This window comes from Paraburkholderia sediminicola (assembly GCF_046026675.1).
GTDB classification, from domain to species: Bacteria; Pseudomonadota; Gammaproteobacteria; order Burkholderiales; family Burkholderiaceae; genus Paraburkholderia; species Paraburkholderia sediminicola_F.
Map to the genome: position 1 here is coordinate 1,632,660 of NZ_JAQQEY010000002.1, position 20,855 is coordinate 1,653,514.

A 20,855-nucleotide genomic window follows, 5' to 3' on the forward strand; every position below is an offset into this window, starting at 1 on the left:
GAATGGATATTTATCGATTATCTTTTTTTCCTGTAGGCCGAATTCAACGACTTCTGCCGCTTGGTTTCTGCTTTGCGGCACCCGCGGTCGGCGATGTAGAGCAGTTTGGCAGCAACGGCCGCGGGCCTGCTTCCGGGCCACTTTCGGTCGTAAGTGAGAAACCGTTAAGGGGCCGCTCAGGGTCGCACTGAGACAAATGACCTCCGCCCCACGACGCTGGCCACCGACCAACGCTGAACTTCCGTAGCCGACCCACAAGAGACCTTCAGAATTGTCGAAAGCGGCCGTTCACCAAGTAGCCGGGTCTCGCAAACGCGTAGGACTGGCAACGCACACAATCCCGATCCGACTGGTTCATCATGTCCGACAACTGGTTGCAATATGTTCCCCTCGACCCTGAGTTCAGGCCAACCGAGCTGGCCGCCGAAACTGCGCTTGCGCTGTTTTCTCGGTTCGTTCCCAATGCGGATGAGGTCGTATTCTCGTTCAAGCAGGAAATCGAATTTTTCCATCCCGGTGCGAATTGGGCAGGCGTTACTTGCTCCGTATGCGGCACAAACGTCGAACCTTGGTGGGCAAACAAGATGGACGATTTCGCTGCTGACCGCCAATTTGACCTCTTTGTCGTGACCGCATGCTGCCAGTCAAGTGTTTCATTGAACGACCTCGGATATGTATGGCCCGCAGCATTCGGACGATTCGTACTTGAGGCGATGAATCCGAACACACTTGGTCTATCGGTCGTCCAAGAGTCCCAGGTCGAGGACGCGCTTGGCTGCAAACTCAGAGCAATTTGGGTCCACATTTAGCGAGATCGCGGTTGCGTCCGAGCCCCGTTTGTGTCGATAAGCGCTTTGCGCGTCCAGGACTCATTGGCGAGTGTCCGTTATGGAGCGACATCGACGACTGACCGAAAGTGGCCGACCTCTGCCTAATTCGGTCTGTTCAGCTCGACCCCCGTCGGGCCATCGAGGATCGTCAAAATGGTCATTGGACGTCGTATTGAGTCGCCCATGACCTAAAACTGCCGCCGGACCATTCGCCCGATCAAACTGGCTAAAAGGCCCACTGAAATAAAAGCGGCAGCGCCTGCCATAAAAATCCATGGCAAGAAAACGGGTGGTTGCTCCCAAGTATTGACCAAGGCGACCTGCGGGTTTGATCGAACAAGGCGCACTTCAAAATGTCCGGCACGAAGCTCGTTCATGTTGTAACGTCCGTCCTTCGTTGGAACGCGATGCTCATAGGCTCGGTCCTGAAACGAGTATGAGAGAACTGGACTAACGTTTCCATTTTGCCCCTGTTCGAACCGTATCACTCGTCCTGTGACGATAACTGAGTCCTTCTCAAATGCCTGCGCGATCTGGAGGTCGTCGTAAGCCCCGAAGCCAAAGATCAATGCGAGTGAGATAGCGGCAAAGGTCCCGAGACAATGTTGCAGAAAAGGCAACTGGTTGATCGACTCAATTTCCTCGTCTGCGCCGTTGCGTTGTCTGTCCTTACTTGCTTCTCTCACGGTTATTTTTTCCATCAGCAACCGTACCAGTGAAATGTGAACTTCGACAGCCTAATGCTAATTGTCAACAATTCAGGTCGCAATGTCGACTGGCCGTTCGTGGCCGGATCCCGTCCGAAGCCGAACCTCCCTGACCATGACCGGATCGTGCCCGCGATCGAGTCGATTCACACGCCAGATGTTGCCGGCGTAAACACACTCCTCACCGCCGCTGCCAACGACGACATGCTAGTCGGTTCTATAGCCGCCGGAGGAGGCAAGAATTTCCGAACCGACAACGTCAGTATTGCTATGGTTGTTCGGCATATAGGCTTTCGCCTGGGTTATACCCGGGAACACTACCCTGGGCCATTAAGGACGTGCTAAAAATAGTCGATATCCCGTAAGCGCGAGTGAAGGTCCGGTCCGGAGATTGGAGAATCCCACGCGGTCTGTCGCACGGAATTCCGAGGTGAAAGTATGGAAAAAAAAGTGCTCGTCGCGGTAGCCGCTGCGCTTATGTCTTCTGTGGGCGCGCTGCATCCCGAATCCGCCCGTGCCGCTGATGCCGCAGCCTCGGCCTTCGAAGACTCGGCCGTCGACGCCTCTCTCGACCCCGGGGAAAAACGCGTCTCCACCGATGCCGACATTCAGGCGCGCCTGGCGGACCTGCGCTATGCGCATTTCATCGGCTATAACGCGCGCGCCAGGGAAGACTCGAAATCCTATGCGACGTTGGGCGACGAGGTGAAGCATCGGCAAAAGCCGCTTGCTGCTCCGGCCATGCCCGCATCGCCGAAGCCGGTTGCCGAGCGGGTTGCACCTCCAAGGCGGGTCGTAGCGCAAGCCGCGCCACCGAGGCAAGTATCCGCGCCGGTGACATCGCCGAAGCGGGATACTGCTGCGCGAGCCACGCCGGTGAGGCAGGTCGTCGCGCAGGCCAGCCCTATGCCGCTGAAGCACGCCCTCGCGCAAGTCGCGTCTGCGCCGCCGAAGCGGGTCTCTGCACCGGTCGCGGTCGCGTCGTTGAAGCAGGCTTCACTACGGGTTAGGCCGCCTAAGCGGGCTGAAATGCCGCCCGTGCCTCTGAAGCAGGTTTCTACTCGGACTACGTCGCCGAAGCTGTTTGCCCCCGAGTCCGAGCCTCCCATACTGATTCCGACGCAAGCCGTGACGGCATTGCCGCATGATGACGACGCGCAGGTGACGCAGAGGCGAGATGTGCAGAATGCTCAGCGCGCGGTGCCGCAATATCGGCAGGTCGATGAGGAGTCGCAATACGCGGCGGAGCAGGGAACTCAAGCGGCTTACAACCGGCAAGCCCGGCAATATCAGAATCAGCAGCCCCAGCAATACGCAGCGGCGCCGGCCTATAACCAGACGTCAACAGAGTCTCAGGAGTCTGGTGGGTACGCCGGGCGGAAATACGCGCCGCCGCCTCGAACTGTTCAGGCTAACCAATACGCGCCAGCTCCGTATCCACCCGCTCGGTACCAACCGGTTGACGCGCAGTCCGCCTATGTACCTCGTCCGCCCACTCAAGCGGCGGCGCAGCAGGTCATCATAGTGGGCCGCCCGCCTGCCTATCCGGCATACAACGAGATGTACACGCCTCCAGAACTGCGGCGGCCGTACCCCGCCGGTTACGGCAATCCGGCTCAGCCTGCCGGATATCAGGGTTGGGAGTAGGCGCACTCACGCGCCTGTGCCGCTGGGCGCGCTGACTCACGTATGCAACGGGCCGTTACAGGCGTCCCGTTTCCATGATGGAAGCAACATGCGCATGCCGGACACGTGCGATGGCACTGCCGTGACTCCGATCCTCCATCAGGGCGATTCCTACGAAGGTCCATAATCGTACCGATCGTCGCCACTGGAGCATTCCCAGCCAGCGTGACTCGACGGCTGGTTCATGCCGAAACTTGCTGGATGGGTAAGGGGGGCGTCTCGGCCGATGCCGTTGGAGGCGGCTTTCGTTAGAATCTGTTTTCGAATTCTTATATTCGTCCATAACCGGAGACAAACATGCCAAGCTTACTTCCCGATGTCGACCGCGAGGGACTGCTCGAATATTCAGTCGTTTACACCGACCGATCAATCAACCATATGTCGCAGCTCTTTCAAGGAGTCATGCGTGATATTTCCGGTTCTCTGAAGAAAGTCTACAACGCGAAGTCGGCCATTGTAGTGCCGGGCAGTGGGACGTTCGGCATGGAAGCCGTTGCCCGGCAGTTCGCGACGGGCAAGAAGTGTCTGGTGATTCGCAATGGCTGGTTCAGTTTCCGCTGGTCGCAGATTTTCGACATGGGCGGCATTCCGTCTGAATCGATCGTGCTGAAGGCGCGCCCTGTCGAACAGGGGAGGCAGGCTGCCTATGCACCGCCACCGATCGAAGAGGTGGTCGCTGCGATCAGGGAAAATAAGCCGGATCTGGTCTTTGCGCCGCATGTCGAAACCGCATCCGGGATCATGCTGCCGGACGATTATTTGCGCGCGGTGGCCGACGCTGTGCATGCCGTCGACGGCATGTTTGTACTGGATTGCATTGCCTCCGGCACGGTCTGGGTCGACATGAAGGCGAGCGGCGTTGACGTCCTGATCAGCGCGCCGCAAAAGGGCTGGAGCGCGTCACCGTGCTGCGGGCTGATCATGCTTAGCCCGCTTGCCCGCGAAAGAATCGACGGAACAACTAGCACCAGTTTCGCTTGTGATCTTCGCAAATGGCTGCAGATCATGGAAGCCTACGAGAACGGTGGGTTCGCATACCACGCAACGATGCCCACGGACGGTCTCGCTACGTTGCGTGACGTCATGAAGGAGACCGAGGCATACGGCTTCGATAAAGTGAAAGTAGAGCAGCTTGAACTCGGCAAGCGCGTTCGCTCACTCCTCGTGGACAAGGGTTTCAAAAGCGTGGCGGCCGAAGGTTTTGAGGCTCCGGGCGTCGTCGTCAGCTACACGGACGATGACGGAATACGATCCGGCAAGAAGTTCGCTGATGCCGGCTTGCAGATCGCGCCTGGCGTTCCCCTTCAATGCGACGAGCCTGAAGATTTCAAGACCTTCCGCATTGGATTGTTTGGCTTGGACAAACTGCATGATGTTGATGGGGCGGTGGGCAGGCTCGCGAAGGCGCTGGACAGTATTCTTTAGGGCATTTTTTCTGTTGCGGAGGATGTGCGTATTGGTCGTCATCGCGATCGGCTCGGCAGGAGGAAACCGAAGCCTGGCGGATGGGCTATGCGCACTATTCGGGCTTGGCCGACGTTCGCATGTCGACACAGGCATGCCCGCTCACTGCATCACAGCGGTCGTTCGGCAACGGCAATCGCGAAAGGGCACAGTGGCATCAACGAATGCGTACTTTCGACCCCGAAGGGACATTCGTATCGTTCGAAAGGAGACGTTCAGGGCGTCCAGCCCGTGCCACAATGCGCGTGTTTTGTTACCGATGTTCGGGGTTGCCAATGGCTGAGAACGGCCACTTTCGGTCAGTCGTCGATGTCGCTCCATAACGGACACTCGCCAATGAGTCCTGGACGCGCAAAGCGCTTATCGACACAAACGGGGCTCGGACGCAACCGCGATCTCGCTAAATGTGGACCCAAATTGCTCTGAGTTTGCAGCCAAGCGCGTCCTCGACCTGGGACTCTTGGGCGACCGATAGACCAAGTGTGTTCGGATTCATCGCCTCAAGTACGAATCGTCCGAATGCTGCGGGCCATACATATCCGAGGTCGTTCAATGAAACACTTGACTGGCAGCATGCGGTCACGACAAAGAGGTCAAATTGGCGGTCAGCAGCGAAATCGTCCATCTTGTTTGCCCACCAAGGTTCGACGTTTGTGCCGCATACGGAGCAAGTAACGCCTGCCCAATTCGCACCGGGATGGAAAAATTCGATTTCCTGCTTGAACGAGAATACGACCTCATCCGCATTGGGAACGAACCGAGAAAACAGCGCAAGCGCAGTTTCGGCGGCCAGCTCGGTTGGCCTGAACTCAGGGTCGAGGGGAACATATTGCAACCAGTTGTCGGACATGATGAACCAGTCGGATCGGGATTGTGTGCGTTGCCAGTCCTACGCGTTTGCGAGACCCGGCTACTTGGTGAACGGCCGCTTTCGACAATTCTGAAGGTCTCTTGTGGGTCAATTTCAGTCCTCCGCGTTCTCGGAGAGCAGTCATTCGACCGGTTGCGATCAGATGGAAGCCCAACGTTCGCTAGGGCCAATGAACCGTCATGGACCGCCAAGTTCAGACACCGACGAAGCCCAGATATGCCTACGCGCTGACTGTCGATGCAGAAACGACCAACTGCCCGCGTCCTCTGTGGCCTCCGAGTTCGCGACAACCCGCCAACCGCCGCCGATAATCCCTCATCCAATCGGCCAAACGCAAACACTTAGCCTGCCTGGTTGATCGCGACGTCGCTGCCTTGATTTATAATCATCAAGCCGTCGGGAAACACCCGGCGGCCAGGTGTGGAAGCCTGCGATACAAACCGCACACCCGCTCACGCGGGTCGTGCGTCTACCTCTGCACGTCTATATTCCAATGGGCGGGCCGTGGTGGGGGAGCCGCAAGGCTCGCCGGTTCGTTTGTATCCCGGTCTTCCAAACCCGCCACGTGCCCGCTCACCCACTTCCCCAAGCAAGCGAGTGTCGGGCGATCAAAGAAGTACTAGGGAGGTCGCACCATGAGCAACAAACCTACAAAACAATCTCAACCCGCTTCACGCCCGCCAGTCGACGCGCTCCAGTACGAAAAGCTCGCGCTTTCCACCTTCGCCCTCTGCAACCGGCAGTTGAGCCAACTCAACACATTAATCACACTTGCGTCCTCAATGTGTAGGAATCCTGCCATCACGAGCGACGAAAGACGACGTCAACAGACCATGCTTGAATTGCTCGTCGACACAGCAGAGCAATATCACCGGGAGCTCGAGTGCGACCGTGAGCTATACCAGGTGATCGCGCTCGATGCGAAGGGCATCCCTCAAAGCCGCATCACCGCGAGCCGTGCAGCGCGCCTTCTCGCAGAGGCATCACAAATAGCGACGACGGAAACACCGGCAGCCACGAAGCCCAGCCCGGCCAAACAAACGTAAGCCAAATCCGCGACAAACGAAGAAGAAGATGCGGACGAACAGCCAGCTCCCGTGCAACATTAACGACCGATAAGGCGGACAGCTCCAGTTCGCCGACTGCCGTCCAATGCTGAACCGCCCGAAAGCGGGCGGTTCTTCCATCAGCGGATAGTGCAAAGACACGGGTTAAGACCGAAGCAGGAATACGCTTACTGTCCCACGAGCGGCGCAACTTCGCCGGCATGCGCAGCGTCTGCGGTGCCGTGATGTGACGTGGCCGCCGCTGAACCCGTTTGCCCCTGCTCACGCGCAAGACTTAACCGGAACTGCTTGCACCCCAGCCACAACAGCCCGGCAGCCAGCAACGTGGCAACAAGGTTAACAATCGACATCGAGTCGCCAACAGCTTTCGGCGAACCGAACACCTTGTCAGTCAGCAACGCAACGAGCGTCGTACCGATCCCAAGTGCGATGAGGTTAGAAACCAGCAGAAACACCGCTGAAATCTGCGCACGCATCTGGTTCGGCGCGAGCGTTTGCATCGCGGCGGTCGAAGTGGGCATCGGGAACGACGCGAAGAACATCGCAACGACCAGCAGCGCAAGCGACACATTCAGACTATCGACCTGTGTGAAAGCAACGGCCGGCACCAGCATCCCAACCGCGCCGATGAAACCCGCGAGCATCGGGCCGTCCGTGCGGCCTTTCTTCATGAGCCAGTCGTTGAGCCACCCGCCGCAGAACACGCCAATGGTGTTCGCGACCAGCAGGATCGTGCCGAGCGTGTAACCGGCTTCAGCCGGCGTGAGCCCGAAGTGGCGGATATAGAACGCGGGCGTCCAGCTCATCAGACAGAACAGCGTCATCGCATAGAACGAGAAGCCGAGGTAGTGGCAGGTGAACGTCTTGCCATGCGTGCCGATGAAGCGCAGCGAGTCGCCCATCGATACGCGCTTTGCCTGGCCTGCGCCATCCCGCACGAGTCCTCGACGCGCCGGATCGCGCACGGTGAGGATAAACAGCAAAGCAACGAGAAAGCCCGGCAATCCGACGATAAAGAACGTGAGTTGCCACGAACGCACGTCGCCGAGAAGCGGCACGCTGATCGTCGTCATCTGTTTGAGCAGATGGATCACGTATCCGCCGATCAGGAATGCCATCCCGCCGCCGATGAATGAGCCCAGCGAGTACACACCCACCGCGCGCCCCAGTTTTTCCTTGGGAAAGTAGTCGCTCAACATCGAATACGTTCCGGGCGACAGCGCGGCTTCGCCCACGCCGACACTCATGCGGGCGAAGAACATGTGGATGAAGTTCTGGCTAACGCCGCAGGCCGCGGTGGCGAGGCTCCATAACGCAATGCCTGTCGCGATGATGCGGGGGCGGGCGAAACGGTCGGCGAGATAGGCGAGCGGCATGCCCATCACCGCGTAGAAGAGCGAAAACGCGAAGCCTTGCAGCAGGCTGAACTGCGTGTCGGTCAGATGCAGATCCTTCTTGATCGGCTCGATCATCAGCGCGAGAACCTGCCGGTCGACAAAGGAAAACACATACGCAAGCATGCAGATCAGGACCACGTACCACTCGTACGTATAGCGCCTGCGCGCAGAGTTATTGCTCGTTGATACGGCCATGCCGATTCTCCTGTGCCTGATATTCGACGAAGTTGCGATGAGGTTGCAATGAGGTTGCGAAGCAGCGTATGCAACCAAATTTCCGAAACATATACGCAAGGCCTGCGCACACACGGCGAGATTCCCCTGGGCCGCTAAAGTTTTCCCCAGGAGGCGGCCGGAAAGGCTTGTCCCACAAGGCGAGAGAGGCCGTTGTACGGTGCGCGGCGCACCTCATTCGCGCTGTCTATAAGTGTTATATGTGCGCATTCATCGACGCTCGAAATTGGTGTTCCTAGACTCGCTTCGTTTTCCGCTCCATCAAACGAAAGGCTATGGAGAAGACGGAAAACACGAGCGTCGCGACGGCAAATCCGCGCGGCAGATAGAACCAGACTTTCGCCGGGACTAAAGGAATGACCAAACGGATGTGGTGCGTGTCGCTGCTGAGCCTCGCAGCGGCACCCGCGCTTGCGCAATCGAGCGTGACTTTGTACGGACGGATCGACACGTCGATCGAATACGCGAATTTCGGCCCCAACCACGTGGTGCGGATGGGCAGCGGCGATATCTTCGCGACGCAATTCGGCTTGAAGGGCAGTGAAGATCTCGGTGGCGGCTATCGTGCGATTTTCAAGCTCGAAAACGGCTTCAACTCGACTAACGGCACGCTCGGCAACAACGGCGCGCTGTTTGGACGCGAAGCGTGGGTCGGACTGTCGGGTCCGTTTGGCGCGATGCAGGCCGGCGTCAATTACACGGTGCTGCATACGTCGTTCGTGACCTACAGCTTGCCGGGAGACGGAGCCGGCCTCGCGTGGGGCAATGCGGCGAATAACTTCGTTGGGCCGGCTTTTCTGCGCGTGAACAACTCAATACGCTATTCCTCGCCCCGTATGGGTGGCGTGCTGGTGCGGGCTATCGCCGCGCGCGGAGCGAATGGTGCATCGAACGTTCCCTCGACGCTGGGCGATACGTATGGCGCGTCGGTTAACTACGTGAACGGCAATCTGTCGGTCGACGCCGACTATATGCAGCAGACCTTCAGTCCGGCGAGCGCGGCGGCACTGAACGCGAACAGTCCGACGGCCGCCGGCAATTACGCGCTAGGCGCAATCTCGTACGATTTCGGCTTCGTCAAACCGGCTTTTATCTATCTACGTCATCGGGGTGGCCCGGACGTCGCGACGAGCGTGAACGCCGCCAGTTCGAATCCACACAACGATCTGTTCGAACTCGACGCCACGGTGCCGGTTGGTCGGGCGCTGGTATTGCTGAGCTACGGCCATTACCGGAAAGTGGCCGACAGCGAAGGCAATGCAGATTCGTTCGGCGTACGCTGCGACTATCCGCTTTCGAAGCGCACCGTGCTCTACACGGGCGCGGCGATGATCCGCAACGGCGCGCACGCGAACTTCACGGTCAACGGCGCGGCGGGTGGCGGGGTGTCGGTGGCGAAGGCTGGCGCGACCGCAAGCTCGGTGGTGGCCGGCATCATGACGGCCTTCTAGGCGGTTGATCAAGCGGACGTGCTGATGGACCGGCGCGTCCCTTTTGACGCGTTCAGGCGCTACGTACGCCTTCCGGATTGAGATCGAGCGGCGCGCTGAGCCAGCTGTCGAAAGGCTCGCGCGCGCCGATCCGGAACAGCTCCATGAGCACACCGCGCAGCCATCGGTGGCCGGGATCGGCATCGAAACGGCGATGCCAGTAGGCGTTCACGGGCCACGTGAGCGCATCTTCGAGCTCGAACACGACCGATTCACGGAGCGTGGAGAACGCACGCGCAACGGTGCGCGGCAGAATCAGCGCGTAATCGCAGCGGCTCAGGATGGCCGGCACCACCATGAAGTTCGGCACGGCAATCCGCACGCGCGAAGTGAGCCCATAGCGTTCGAGCAGTTCGACCGATTGCGGGTGCGAAGTGACCGCGATGAAGTGCAGTCCCGCGGGCACGTTTGCATTCAGCGTATAGCCTTCCTGCAGTTCGAACTGCTCCGCCACCCGCCGCGCCATCAGTAGCACATAACGCTCCTGCAGCAGTTCGCTATGGTGAAAGTGGCTCGACGCATGCGGAAAATGCCCGAGCGCAAAGTCGATGCGGCCCGATTCGAGCGCGACGTTGAACTGGCTGTCGTCGATCTGATGGGTTTCGATCACCACGCCCGGCGCTCGCGTATCGAGTTCGCGCATCAGCGTCGGCAGGAACGCGGCTTCGGCGAAGTCGCTCATATGCAGGCGGAACACGCGGCGCGACGTGGCGGCGCGGAACTGCGCGCCTTCATCGAGCATGTCCTGCAGGATGTCCAGCACGCGATCGATGGAAATCGCGAGGCGCTGCGCGCGCGGCGTCGCTTCGACACCGCCGGGCGTACGCACGAACAGCGCATCGCGAAACACGAGCCGCAGGCGGGCCAGCGCGTGACTCACGGAAGGCTGCGTGATCCCCAGCCGCAACGCCGCACGGCCGACGTTTTTCTCGATGTACACCGCGTGAAATGCCTTCAGCAGGTTCAGATCGAGGTCCCGCACGCGCGGGGCCCCGGCGGTGTCTGCGAAGGGCAACGGGTCATGTTCGTGCGGAACGGAATCGGCAGAAACGGTGGGATCGGCAGAATTGGCGGGATCGGTCTGCATGGGAGTCAGTTGCGCACCATGCGCTTCGCGGTAGCCGATGGCAGGCAGCCGAAGCGCCGCGCGTACGCCTTGGCGAAATGTCCAAAGCTGTGTACGCCGTGCTCGATGAAAATATCGGTCACCGACCGTTCAGACTGCGTCTGTAGTGTGCGGTGCACGGCCTCGAGCCGCCGTTCACGGATGTAGCCCCCGGGCGACGTATTGAGGAACTGGCTGAAGCCGTTCTGTAGCGTGCGCGTCGACACACCGGCGGCGCGCGCCAAGGCGTCCATCCGCAGCGGCTCGTCGAGGTGGGCGTCGATATAGTCGCGCGCGCGGCGCACGTGGACCGGCAGTGGCGACGAGGAAGCACGGGCCAGCGTCGCGCTGTACGAATGCGGCAACTGGCTGAGCAGAACGGTCATCAGCCACTGCGTGAGATCGCGGCCGAAGATCCGTTCCTGCGCGGGCTCGTCGAACTGGTCACACAGATTGCACAGGTAGCGCAGGGTCGACAAGAAAACCGTGGTGCCCGTGTGTGCATTGTCGAAAGCGAGATCGAACACGAGCGGTTGTTTGACGCTGTCGTTCAACATCTCGGCAAGTTTGACCTCGAGCGCCTGGCGGTCGATCCGCAAGAGCAGGTTGCGGCATTCGCGGTCCGTGACGATGCGGCTCATGCGCGCGGGCGATGACACGCTCAGGCTCCCCGCCCGCAGCGAAACGCGTTCGCCACCCGATTCCAGCGCGCATTGCCCGCTGAGTGTGGTGCGAAACAGGTAGTGATTGCCGATGTCGCCGGCATCGATGTGGGTTTCGCTGCCGTAGTGGAGTTCGAGGAGCATCGCCTGATGGAGAGCGACGCCGTATAGCTCGGCGTTGAGCGGGCCCCGGTGTGCGACTTCCATCCGGTGCGGGCACAGCACCTGTGACACTTCCCGCTCGATGTCCTCGCGGGCGTGCGATGCGATCAGACGGTTACGGTTTCTGCGTGAAATCGCGATTTCCATTCATGAGCCTCGAAGCGTGTAGCGGGGACCGCGCTCATCATGCGGTGACCATATTTTTCGCGCAAGAACGGATCGACCCGGATAGCGCGATTGTTCATCAGGCGCGCGACTGCGCTTGCATTGAGTTGCCGGATTTGAATGCGGCTTGCGCGCTGTGAAGCGTCTTTGTGCCGGCGACCCCGTAGTCTGACGATCATCGAACAAGGAGAAGTGTGATGAATGTCAGCGTACTGGGCGGGGGCCATGGCTGCTATGCGGCCGTGATCGACATGCTGGAAAAAGGCCATAACGTGACGTGGTGGCGCCGCGATACGGTCGCCGCGGCGCGGCTGCGTGAACTCGGCGCGCTCAAGGTCAAAGACTTTCGTGGCGAGCGGCGGGTGCCGATCGGCGCGCAGCCGGGCGCGATCCGTCTCGTCGACGACCTTGCGGAAGCAGTGGAGGGCGCAGCGCTCATCGTGATTCCCCTGCCTTCAACGACGCACGAAGCGCTGGCGGCTCAACTGGCACCATTTCTCGCGGACCATCAGGTGGTGTTCCTGCCGCCTGGCACGTTCGGCAGCTATGTGTTCGCGAAGGCGATGCACGAGGCGGGCAACGCGCACGAGGTGGCCTTCGCGGAGACCGGCACGCTGCCGTACCTCGCACGCAAACATGGCGAAGACAACGTGGTGGTGAGCGCGTACGCCACGCGTCTGCCGAGCGGCGTTTTTCCCGCACGGTTCGCGACGTGGGCGGTTCCGGTGCTGCAGGAGGCTTATCCATCGGTCGAACCGATTGAGGATGCATTGAGCGGCGCCCTGATGAACGCGGGACCGGTGATCCACCCGCCATTGATCATGATGAACGCCGGACCGCTCGAGCACTTCGACGCCTGGGACATCCACAACGAAGGCACGCAACCGTCGATCCGCCGCGTGACGAGTGTGCTCGACGCCGAGCGTATGGCGGTACGCGAAGCCCTCGGCTACACCGCGCCGCATTTCCCGCTCGCCGACCACTACGCGAGCGAGGGCGACGAGTGGATGTACGGCCGCGGCGCGCACGGCAAGCTGACGGATAGTGGCGACTGGCGCGAGGACATCGATCTGAAGACGCACCGCTATATGCTCGAAGATACGCGGCTCGGTTTGTCGTTTCTTGTTTCGGCGGGACGTTGGGCCGGAGTGCCGACGCCCGTCGCCGAAGGTCTGTTGAATCTGGCGAGCGCGGTGTCAGAGCGCGACCTGTACGGCGAAGGCCGCACGCTCGAGCGGCTGGGTCTTGCGTCGCTTTCGCGCGAGGCGATGACGGCCTTGCTCGAACGGGGTTTCGACCAATGAGCGCAGCCGTCGAGATCCAGCACGTTCATATCCTCGGTGCGGGGCGGATGGGGCAGGGCATCGCGCTGGCCTTCGCTTATGCGGGCTTGCGCGTCACGCTGATCGACTTCAAGGAGCGCGACGCGGCAGCCCGTAGCGCCTTTGCGGCGGCCGCGCGTGGCGAGATCGTACGGCAGTTGCAGACGCTGGTGGTGTTCGGCCGCATCAGCGAGGCGCAGGCAGCGGAGACGATGGCGCGCATCGCTATCGTGGATCGTGAGTGCGCGCGGGAAGGGCTTGCCGAAGGCGAGATCGTCTTCGAGGCCGTGCCGGAAGTGATGGAGGCCAAGCAGGTCGCGTTCGCCTGGCTAGGTGAGCACGCTGGGGCGGACGTGTTGTTTGCATCGACTACTTCGACGTTTCTAGTGACCGAGCTTCAGCAGGTGGTCGTGCATCCCGGGCGGCTTCTCAACGCGCACTGGCTCAACCCGGCCCACCTGATGCCGCTCGTCGAGGTTAGTCGTAGCGATGCCACGGCGAAAGAGACTGTTGAGCGTGTGGTCGCCTTGTTGCGCAGGGTCGGCAAGGTGCCGGTGGTGTGCGCGCCGTCGGCGGGATACATCGTGCCGCGCATCCAGGCGCTGGCGATGAACGAGGCCGCGCGCATGGTCGAGGAGGGCGTTGCCAGTGCGGAAGACATCGATACGGCTATCCGTACCGGTTTCGGTCTGCGGTTTTCCGTGCTGGGTCTGCTCGAATTTATCGACTGGGGCGGCTGCGACATTCTCTACTACGCGTCGCACTATCTGGCGCGGGCGATCGATCCGCGCTTCCTGCCCGCTACGATCGTCAGCGACAACATGCGTGAAGGCCGCGACGGCCTGCGCAATGCGCGTGGCTTCTACGATTACGCGGATGTCGATGTGCCGGCGTATCTGCACAAACGACTCGGTGAATTCAGCAGGTTGCTCGACAGCACGGGGCTCGCGCCGGTGTTTAATGCCGTTTCCGCGTCCAGTGTCCCGAACCAGACTACACTTGCCGTAAGCAAGGCAGACTACGGGCCACGGTGACCGGAGGAGACAAGATGGACCTGTTCATGTCGATGGAAGCGTTCGTGCGTGCCGCGGAAGCGCAGAGCTTCGCAGGCGCCGCGCGCCAGCTGGGCGTCGCCAAATCGGTGGTGACCTCGCGCGTCAAGCAGCTCGAAGAGCATTTCGGCGTGCCGCTCTTTCATCGTTCAACGCGGGCGGTGCGCCTGTCGGAACTCGGCGAAACGTACTACCGCGAGTGCGCGGAACTGGTCACCAAGGTCCACGATCTGTCCGGACGCTCGCGCGGCGATCCGCAGGCGCTTGCCGGCACGCTCAATATCCACGTTCTGCCGGGCTTTGCGCTTGGGCATTTTTCGCAAACGCTGATCGAATTCCGCGCGGCTTACCCACGCGTCGAGTTCGTCGTGACCGTCAACGACCGGGTGATCGATCCTGTGCAGGAAGGCTTCGACCTGGCCTTGCAGATCTATCCACCGGCTTCCAACCTGCTGGTGGAGCGGCGTCTCTTTCCCGTGCGTGGCGTGCTGTGCGCCGCGCCCGGTTATCTGAAGGAAGAGCCGGTGATCGAAACGCCGCTCGACCTGTTGCGGCACGATTTCGCCCGTTATTCGTACTACCCATGGGGCGACAAGTGGCCGCTGATGCGCGGCAACGAGTGCTTCGAAATCGCGCTGAATCCCGTGCTCAAAACCAATAGCGTGCACCTGCTGCTCGAGTTCGCGCGAGCCGGTGCGGGCGTCGTCTATTTGCCGACGATGGTCGCCGCGGCCGATCTGCTCGAACGGCGCCTTGAACGCGTGCTGCCTGAGTACGCGGCGCCGCCGCTGTGGCTGTCGGCGGTCTATCCCGCCTCGCACCGCTCCACCACCAAGGTCAAGGCTTTCGTCGACTTCCTGCGCGCCCGTTATTTGCGCGAACCGCAGTGGGACAAGGCGCTAGGCATTTCACCGCCGGACGACGAGACCAAAAGCGTCGGCGAGGAGTTGGCCGAAGACTGAGAATCACTGGAGAACCTTGCGGGTTCTCCACCAGGTAGTTTCCCTGGCGCGTTTTTGAAGCACCCATGGTTCGCGTTTCCCGACCCTCAGATCATTGCTGTTGCGCCTGCCGCCACTTAATCTTCGATCCAAGCAATGCATTCGCGGATTCGTAGATCAACTGGAGGCAGACATGCAAGAGACCTGGTTCGGTAGCCTGGACAATTTCCGCAAAGGCTCCATCGAAATCATCAAGGGCAAACCGGAGCATTACGCGATGTCGAACGTGTTCGACGTCGCGAGCCGCGCAGAGCCCTACGAGAAAGTCGTCGTCGGCAAGAATCTCAAGTACGTGATCGAGACGCTGCGCGCGGAGGGTTCGTCGCCGTGGTTTGCTGCGTCGCACGATGAATTCGCGGTCGTGCTCGACGGCGAGATCGACATCTATTTCATCAAGCCGTCGGACGGCCCGCTGGTCGACGCGCAGACCGAAGGCAGCGTGCGGCTCGAAGGCCAGCCGTCGGGCCAGTCGATGGGTTATGTGCGGCTGCGTCGCGGCCATCAGGCGCTGCTGCCTGCGGGCGCCGCGTATCGCTTCGAAGCGAGGACGAAGGGTGTGCTGCTCGTGCAGACGATCCTCGGGCGCTATTCGGTCGAGAAGTGGGCCGATATCTGCATCCACTGATTCCCTCTACCCGATCGATCCTCTCCTGGAGTCCATCATGGACAAAGTCAGCATCCTGCAAAACGTCACCGCGAGCGAGGCCGACGCGGTGAGCGGTTATCGCACATTCCGCCTCGGCGATTTCGAATTCAGCCGCGACGCCTATTTCGCCACCGTCAAATGGCCCGCGAAAGGCCAGATCCGCTCGCACCAGATGCATGCCGACGACTTCCTGCGCGCCATGATGCGGGATGTTGCGTGGGGCTTCTTCTACGGCTGGGTCAACTTCGACGAAGTGATCGGCACGCGCAATCACTACGGTAAGGTCGACATGTATGCCGGCGCGTACAACGCGAGTTTCAAGGAAGCGGGCGTCGATCATATGCAGCAGTTCGACACACCGCTCATCATGGCCACCTTCAAGGCGATTCTGCGGGACTGGGTCAACGAAGGTTTCGATCCGTTCGCAGCTCCCGAAGAAACCGGTTCTGCGTTCGGCACGAAACATGGCGACAACATCGCCGCGATCGAGCGCACGCGGATCGCCACCAAACGCATGCCGGGCCTCGAAGGCGATTCGCCGTTGCGCGATGACCTGCCGGTCAACCGCCAGTTCGCCGACGTCGATCAGGACGAGCCGGAGATTCATGCAGAGCCAGGCTTTGAGAACACGTTGCATGCGTTCAGCCTCTTCAAGTACCTGTCGCGCTCGGACGTGACGTGGAATCCGTCGGTCACTTCCGTGTGCCAGCAAAGCCTGTTCTGCCCGACCACCGAAGAGTTCGTACTACCGGTGTTTCATGGCAACGACCGCGTCGAGTGGTTCCTGCAACTGTCCGACCAGATCATCTGGGACGTCGGCGACAAGGACAGCGGCGAGCCGCGTGCCCGTATCACGATGAACGCGGGCGATATCGCCGCGATGCCGGCCGACATCCGCCACAAGGGCTACTCGCAGAAACGCTCGATGCTGCTGGTGTGGGAGAACGCCACCCCCGATCTGCCGAAGCGCTACGAAAGCGGTGAACTGCCGCCGTATCCGATCCAGATCTAACTCTCAGATATTCCCTCCGATCGTCGATCGAACGGCGCCAGACCGCTGGCGTCGCGGGGACTGTCACGTCCAAAGTTTTACTTGCGCGGGATTGACATGCAAACGCAACTCTTCATCGGCGGCCGCTTCGTGCCGGCTGCAAACGGCGAAACGCTCGCCTCCCTCAATCCGCACGACAACTCGGTGATTGCCGAAGTCGCGATGGCCGGACCCGCCGATGTCGATCGCGCCGTGGCGGCTGCGAAGGCGGCGTTTCCGAAGTGGAGCAATCTCGCCGCGATGGAGCGGGGGCGTTTGTTGCTCAAACTCGCCGACGCAATCGAAGCGAATGCCGATGCGCTCGCACGCCTCGAATCGCTCGATACCGGCCACCCGATTCGCGACACACGTAATCTCGATGTGCCGCGCACGGCGGCTACGTTCCGCTATTTCGGCGGCATGGCCGACAAGTTTGAAGGCTCGGTGATTCCGGTCGAGCAAGGGTTTCTGAACTACATGACGCGCGAGCCGGTCGGCATTGTCGGGCAAGTGGTGCCGTGGAATTTCCCACTGATGTTCACGAGCTGGAAGATGGCGCCGGCGCTTGCCGCGGGCAACTGCGTGATCATGAAGCCCGCTGAACTCACGCCGCTCTCGAGTCTCGCCATTGCAGAACTGATGGCCGAGGTTGGATTTCCGGAGGGTGTCGTCAATATCTTGCCGGGCCTGGGTCATGTGGCGGGTCAATACATCGCCGAGCATCCGGGGATCAGCAAGGTCGCCTTCACCGGTTCGACGGCGATCGGCCGCAAGATCGTGCAGGCGTCGAGCGGCAATCTGAAGAAGGTGCAGCTCGAACTCGGCGGAAAAGGCGCGAACATCGTATTCGGCGACGCGAATATCGATGCCGTTGTGCAAGGCTCCGCGTTTGCGATTTTCCATAACCAGGGGCAGGCGTGCATCGCCGGCTCGCGGATGATCGTCCATGAATCGATCGCTGACGAAGTGCTCGAGAAGTTCGCCGCGTTGAGCCGCACGATCCGGATCGGCAATCCGCTCGACCCACTGACCGAAATGGGCCCGCTCACTTCGCGTCAGCATCGCGACCGCGTGCTGTCGTTCGTCGACGTCGCACGCGAACAGGGTGGCCGCGTGCTGGCGGGCGGCAAGGCGCCGGACGATGCCGCGCTGGCGAATGGCTGCTATGTCGAGCCGACCATCGTCGAAGCGAAGCCGGAGCATCGCGTGTCGCAGGAAGAAGTGTTCGGTCCGTTCATGACGGTCACTACATTCCGCACGGACGAAGAAGCGCTCGCGATCGCGAACGGCACCGAGTATGGTCTTGGCGCGGGTCTCTGGACACGCGACCTGCAACGCGCGCATCTCGTGGCGCGCGAGATTCGCGCCGGCATGGTGTGGATCAACTGCTACAAGCGCGTAAGCCCCGCGTCACCGTTCGGCGGTGTCGGCGCGAGCGGCTATGGACGTGAGATGGGTTTCGAAGCGATGCGCGAATACACGCAGCCCAAGTCGGTCTGGGTCAACGTGGATGCGCAGATTCCGCCTTACTACCCGCGCTGAACCGCCATGGAATCGTTCGTCTATAACGGCCTGGCGTCACGCGTGATCTTCGGTGCGGGCAGTCTCGACCAGCTGGATCGCGAGATTGGCTTCCTCGGCGCCACGCGCGCGATCGTGCTGTCCACGCCGCAGCAGCGCGCCGAGGCCGAAGCGCTGGCGGCAAGTCTTGGCTCACGGGCGGCAGGCGTCTACGCCGAAGCCGTGATGCACGTGCCGATCGAAACCGCTCGCGCGGCCCGCGACTTTGCCGTGCAGGTTGGCGCCGATTGCGCGATCGCGATCGGCGGTGGCTCGACGACCGGACTCGGCAAGGCGATCGCACTTGAAACCTCGCTGCCGATCATCGCGATTCCGACCACCTATGCAGGCTCCGAAATGACGCCGATTTACGGCCTCACCGAGGACGGTGTCAAAAAGACCGGTCGCGATCTGCGCGTGTTGCCGAAGACCGTGATCTACGACCCGTCGTTGACCACCTCGCTGCCGCCCGCGTTATCGCTGACGAGCGGCATCAACGCAATCGCCCACGCGGCCGAAGGGCTCTACGCGCGGGACACGAATCCGATCGTCGAGTTGATGGCGGAAGAGGGTATCCGTGCGCTCGGCCAAGGTTTGCCTCGGGTGATGCGGCAACCCGGCGATCTCGACGCGCGCGGCGACTGCCTCTACGGCGCATGGTTATGCGGCGCGGTGCTCGGCAGCGTCGGCATGGCGTTGCATCACAAGCTATGCCATACGCTCGGCGGCACATTCAATCTGCCGCACGCTGAGACACACACGATCGTGTTGCCGCACGTGCTCGCCTATAACCGCGAGGCCGCACCGGAGGCGATGAAGCGTATCGCACGCGCGCTGCATGCCGACGACGCCGCGCAAGGCGTATTCGATCTCGCACGCGATCACGGCGCCCCTACCGCGCTGAAAGACATGGGTGTCAGCGCAAGCGATCTCGACCTCGCGCTCGATCTCGCGTTGAAGAACCCGTACTGGAATCCGCGGCCGGTCGAACGAACGCCGCTACGCGCACTGCTGGAAGCTGCGTTCGAAGGCAGACGGCCGGATTAGCACAAACGCCCCCATTCATACAAAAAAATCAGGAGACAACCATGGACGCACATTCCTTCGATGCGAAGCGCCGCCGCTTCGTCACACTCGCCGCAGGCGGCGCGCTCGCCGCGTCAACCTCGGCGTTCTCGCCGCTTGTCTTCGCCGCTGGCCCGCGCACGTTGAAAATCGGCTACGTATCGCCGCAAACCGGCCCGCTCGCGCCGTTCGGTGAAGCCGACCGCTTCACGATCCAGCAGATGCAGACGGCGCTGAAAAACGGCATCGTGATCGGCGGCAAAACCTATCCGGTGTCGATCGTCGTCAAGGATAGTCAGTCGAATCCCAATCGCGCCGGCGAAGTCGCCAACGATCTGATCCTGAAGGACAAGGTCGACATCATGCTCGTCTCCGGTACGCCCGAGACTGCGAATCCAGTGAGCGATGCGTGCGAACTGAACGAAATGCCGTGCGTGTCGACCGTGGTGCCGTGGCAGCCCTGGTTTTTCGGTAGAAAGGGCGATCCGAAGAAGGGCTTCCGCTTCACCTATCACTTCTTCTGGGGACTAGAGGATGTGATCACCGTCTACACCGGCATGTGGCAAGCGGTGCAGACCAATCACAGCGTCGGCGGACTATTCCCGAACGATGGCGACGGCAACGCCTGGGGTGACGCGAAACTTGGCTTCCCGCCCGTGCTCGCCCAAAAGGGCTTCACGCTGAAGGACCCGGGTCGCTTCCAAAGCATGACGCAGGACTTCTCCGCGCAGATTTCGTCGTTCAAGCAGGCGAATGCGCAGATAGTCACTGGCGTCGTGATTCCACCCGATGCGAAGAACTTCCTCGTTCAGGCGCGTCAGCAAGGTCTGAAACCCAAGGTCATTTCGATCGGCAAGGCACTGCTGTTTCCCACTTCGATCGAAGCGCTCGGCGATCTCGGCGATGGACTCTCCACCGAGGTGTGGTGGTCGCCGTCGCATCCGTTCAAGTCGTCGTTGACGGGACAAAGCGCACGGCAGGTCGCGGACGACTACGAGCGCATCACGTCGAAGCAATGGACGCAACCGATCGGCTTCGCGCACGCGCTGTTCGAAATCGCTGTCGATGCGTTGAAGCGCGCGAAAGATGTCGACTCGAATGAAGCGATCCGCGACGCAGTGGCGGCGACGAAGCTCGATACGCTGGTCGGTCATGTCGCGTGGGGCAGCGGGCCGGTGAAGAACGTCGCGAAGACGCCGTTGGTCGGCGGGCAATGGCGCAGTGCACAAGGATCGGGACAAAAGCATCGCTTCGATCTCGCCATCGTCAACAACCAGCTCGCGCCGAACGTGCCGCTATCCGGCCCGCTCAAGCTGATCGCGTGAATGCATAGCGGAGA

18 protein-coding genes are annotated in these 20,855 nt (G+C 61.0%); 13 read left to right on the forward strand and 5 right to left on the reverse strand.

The window, feature by feature from the left end; all coding sequences use genetic code 11:
* Positions 1-359 precede the first annotated feature (359 nt).
* On the forward strand, positions 360-809 hold the full coding sequence (locus PQQ86_RS26985) for a hypothetical protein (protein ID WP_408273876.1): 450 nt from the start codon (positions 360-362) through the stop codon (positions 807-809).
* Between the two features lie 209 nt (positions 810-1,018).
* Here the strand turns inward: PQQ86_RS26985 and PQQ86_RS26990 are convergent, their stop codons facing one another.
* Positions 1,019-1,531 carry a hypothetical protein gene (locus PQQ86_RS26990; protein ID WP_408273878.1) on the reverse strand — a complete coding sequence of 171 codons (513 nt, stop codon included), beginning with the start codon at positions 1,529-1,531 and terminating at the stop codon, positions 1,019-1,021.
* Positions 1,532-1,975: 444 nt separating this feature from the next.
* Here PQQ86_RS26990 and PQQ86_RS26995 point away from each other — a divergent pair, with 444 nt between their 5' ends.
* Both PQQ86_RS26995 and PQQ86_RS27000 read left to right on the forward strand, forming a co-directional pair.
* On the forward strand, positions 1,976-3,184 hold the full coding sequence (locus PQQ86_RS26995; protein WP_408273880.1) for a hypothetical protein: 1,209 nt from the start codon (positions 1,976-1,978) through the stop codon (positions 3,182-3,184).
* Positions 3,185-3,520: 336 nt separating this feature from the next.
* Positions 3,521-4,648 (forward strand): aminotransferase class V-fold PLP-dependent enzyme, encoded by a 1,128-nt coding sequence (locus PQQ86_RS27000; RefSeq protein WP_408273882.1) that lies wholly within the window; start codon positions 3,521-3,523, stop codon positions 4,646-4,648.
* Positions 4,649-5,087: 439 nt separating this feature from the next.
* Here PQQ86_RS27000 and PQQ86_RS27005 read toward each other — a convergent pair whose 3' ends face one another.
* Entirely contained in the window at positions 5,088-5,537 is a 450-nt protein-coding gene (locus tag PQQ86_RS27005; protein ID WP_408203275.1) for a hypothetical protein, read from the reverse strand.
* A 656-nt stretch (positions 5,538-6,193) separates the two neighbouring features.
* Here PQQ86_RS27005 and PQQ86_RS27010 point away from each other — a divergent pair.
* The gene (locus tag PQQ86_RS27010; RefSeq protein ID WP_408273885.1) at positions 6,194-6,604 is read left to right on the forward strand and encodes a hypothetical protein; all 411 of its coding nucleotides are present in this window, start codon (positions 6,194-6,196) and stop codon (positions 6,602-6,604) included.
* 188 nt (positions 6,605-6,792) lie between these two features.
* On the opposite strand, the gene PQQ86_RS27015 is transcribed toward PQQ86_RS27010, so the two are convergent.
* Entirely contained in the window at positions 6,793-8,217 is a 1,425-nt protein-coding gene (locus PQQ86_RS27015) for a spinster family MFS transporter (RefSeq protein ID WP_408273888.1), read from the reverse strand.
* Between the two features lie 395 nt (positions 8,218-8,612).
* Between PQQ86_RS27015 and PQQ86_RS27020 the strand changes: the two genes are divergently transcribed.
* Positions 8,613-9,707, forward strand: a complete 1,095-nt coding sequence (locus tag PQQ86_RS27020) for a porin (protein ID WP_408273891.1) — start codon at positions 8,613-8,615, stop codon at positions 9,705-9,707.
* A 52-nt stretch (positions 9,708-9,759) separates the two neighbouring features.
* Here PQQ86_RS27020 and PQQ86_RS27025 read toward each other — a convergent pair whose 3' ends face one another.
* Positions 9,760-10,833, reverse strand: a complete 1,074-nt coding sequence (locus PQQ86_RS27025) for a LysR family transcriptional regulator (protein WP_408273894.1) — start codon at positions 10,831-10,833, stop codon at positions 9,760-9,762.
* A 5-nt stretch (positions 10,834-10,838) separates the two neighbouring features.
* The gene (locus PQQ86_RS27030; protein WP_408273897.1) at positions 10,839-11,822 is read right to left on the reverse strand and encodes an AraC family transcriptional regulator; all 984 of its coding nucleotides are present in this window, start codon (positions 11,820-11,822) and stop codon (positions 10,839-10,841) included.
* 215 nt (positions 11,823-12,037) lie between these two features.
* On the opposite strand from PQQ86_RS27030, the gene PQQ86_RS27035 reads away from it, so the two are divergent.
* From PQQ86_RS27035 to PQQ86_RS27070, 8 genes are all read left to right on the forward strand, one after another.
* The gene (locus tag PQQ86_RS27035) at positions 12,038-13,144 is read left to right on the forward strand and encodes an NAD/NADP-dependent octopine/nopaline dehydrogenase family protein (protein ID WP_408273900.1); all 1,107 of its coding nucleotides are present in this window, start codon (positions 12,038-12,040) and stop codon (positions 13,142-13,144) included.
* A complete protein-coding gene (locus PQQ86_RS27040; protein ID WP_408273903.1) occupies positions 13,141-14,196 on the forward strand; it encodes a 3-hydroxybutyryl-CoA dehydrogenase in 1,056 nt (351 codons plus the stop codon). Before PQQ86_RS27035 ends, PQQ86_RS27040 begins: the two co-directional genes overlap by 4 nt.
* A gap of 14 nt (positions 14,197-14,210) precedes the next feature.
* Positions 14,211-15,176, forward strand: coding sequence for a LysR family transcriptional regulator (locus tag PQQ86_RS27045; RefSeq protein ID WP_408273906.1), 966 nt, complete (start codon positions 14,211-14,213; stop codon positions 15,174-15,176).
* Positions 15,177-15,348: 172 nt separating this feature from the next.
* Positions 15,349-15,840: a cupin domain-containing protein gene (locus PQQ86_RS27050; protein ID WP_408273909.1), complete on the forward strand. Its 492-nt coding sequence runs from the start codon at positions 15,349-15,351 to the stop codon at positions 15,838-15,840.
* Between the two features lie 37 nt (positions 15,841-15,877).
* Positions 15,878-16,873, forward strand: a complete 996-nt coding sequence (locus PQQ86_RS27055) for a hydroxyquinol 1,2-dioxygenase (RefSeq protein ID WP_408273912.1) — start codon at positions 15,878-15,880, stop codon at positions 16,871-16,873.
* Between the two features lie 96 nt (positions 16,874-16,969).
* Complete coding sequence (locus PQQ86_RS27060) at positions 16,970-18,433, forward strand: aldehyde dehydrogenase family protein (RefSeq protein ID WP_408273914.1); 1,464 nt, start codon at positions 16,970-16,972, stop codon at positions 18,431-18,433.
* A gap of 6 nt (positions 18,434-18,439) precedes the next feature.
* On the forward strand, positions 18,440-19,498 hold the full coding sequence (locus tag PQQ86_RS27065) for a maleylacetate reductase (protein WP_408273917.1): 1,059 nt from the start codon (positions 18,440-18,442) through the stop codon (positions 19,496-19,498).
* A gap of 41 nt (positions 19,499-19,539) precedes the next feature.
* Positions 19,540-20,841: an ABC transporter substrate-binding protein gene (locus PQQ86_RS27070; RefSeq protein ID WP_408273920.1), complete on the forward strand. Its 1,302-nt coding sequence runs from the start codon at positions 19,540-19,542 to the stop codon at positions 20,839-20,841.
* Positions 20,842-20,855: the final 14 nt, after the last annotated feature.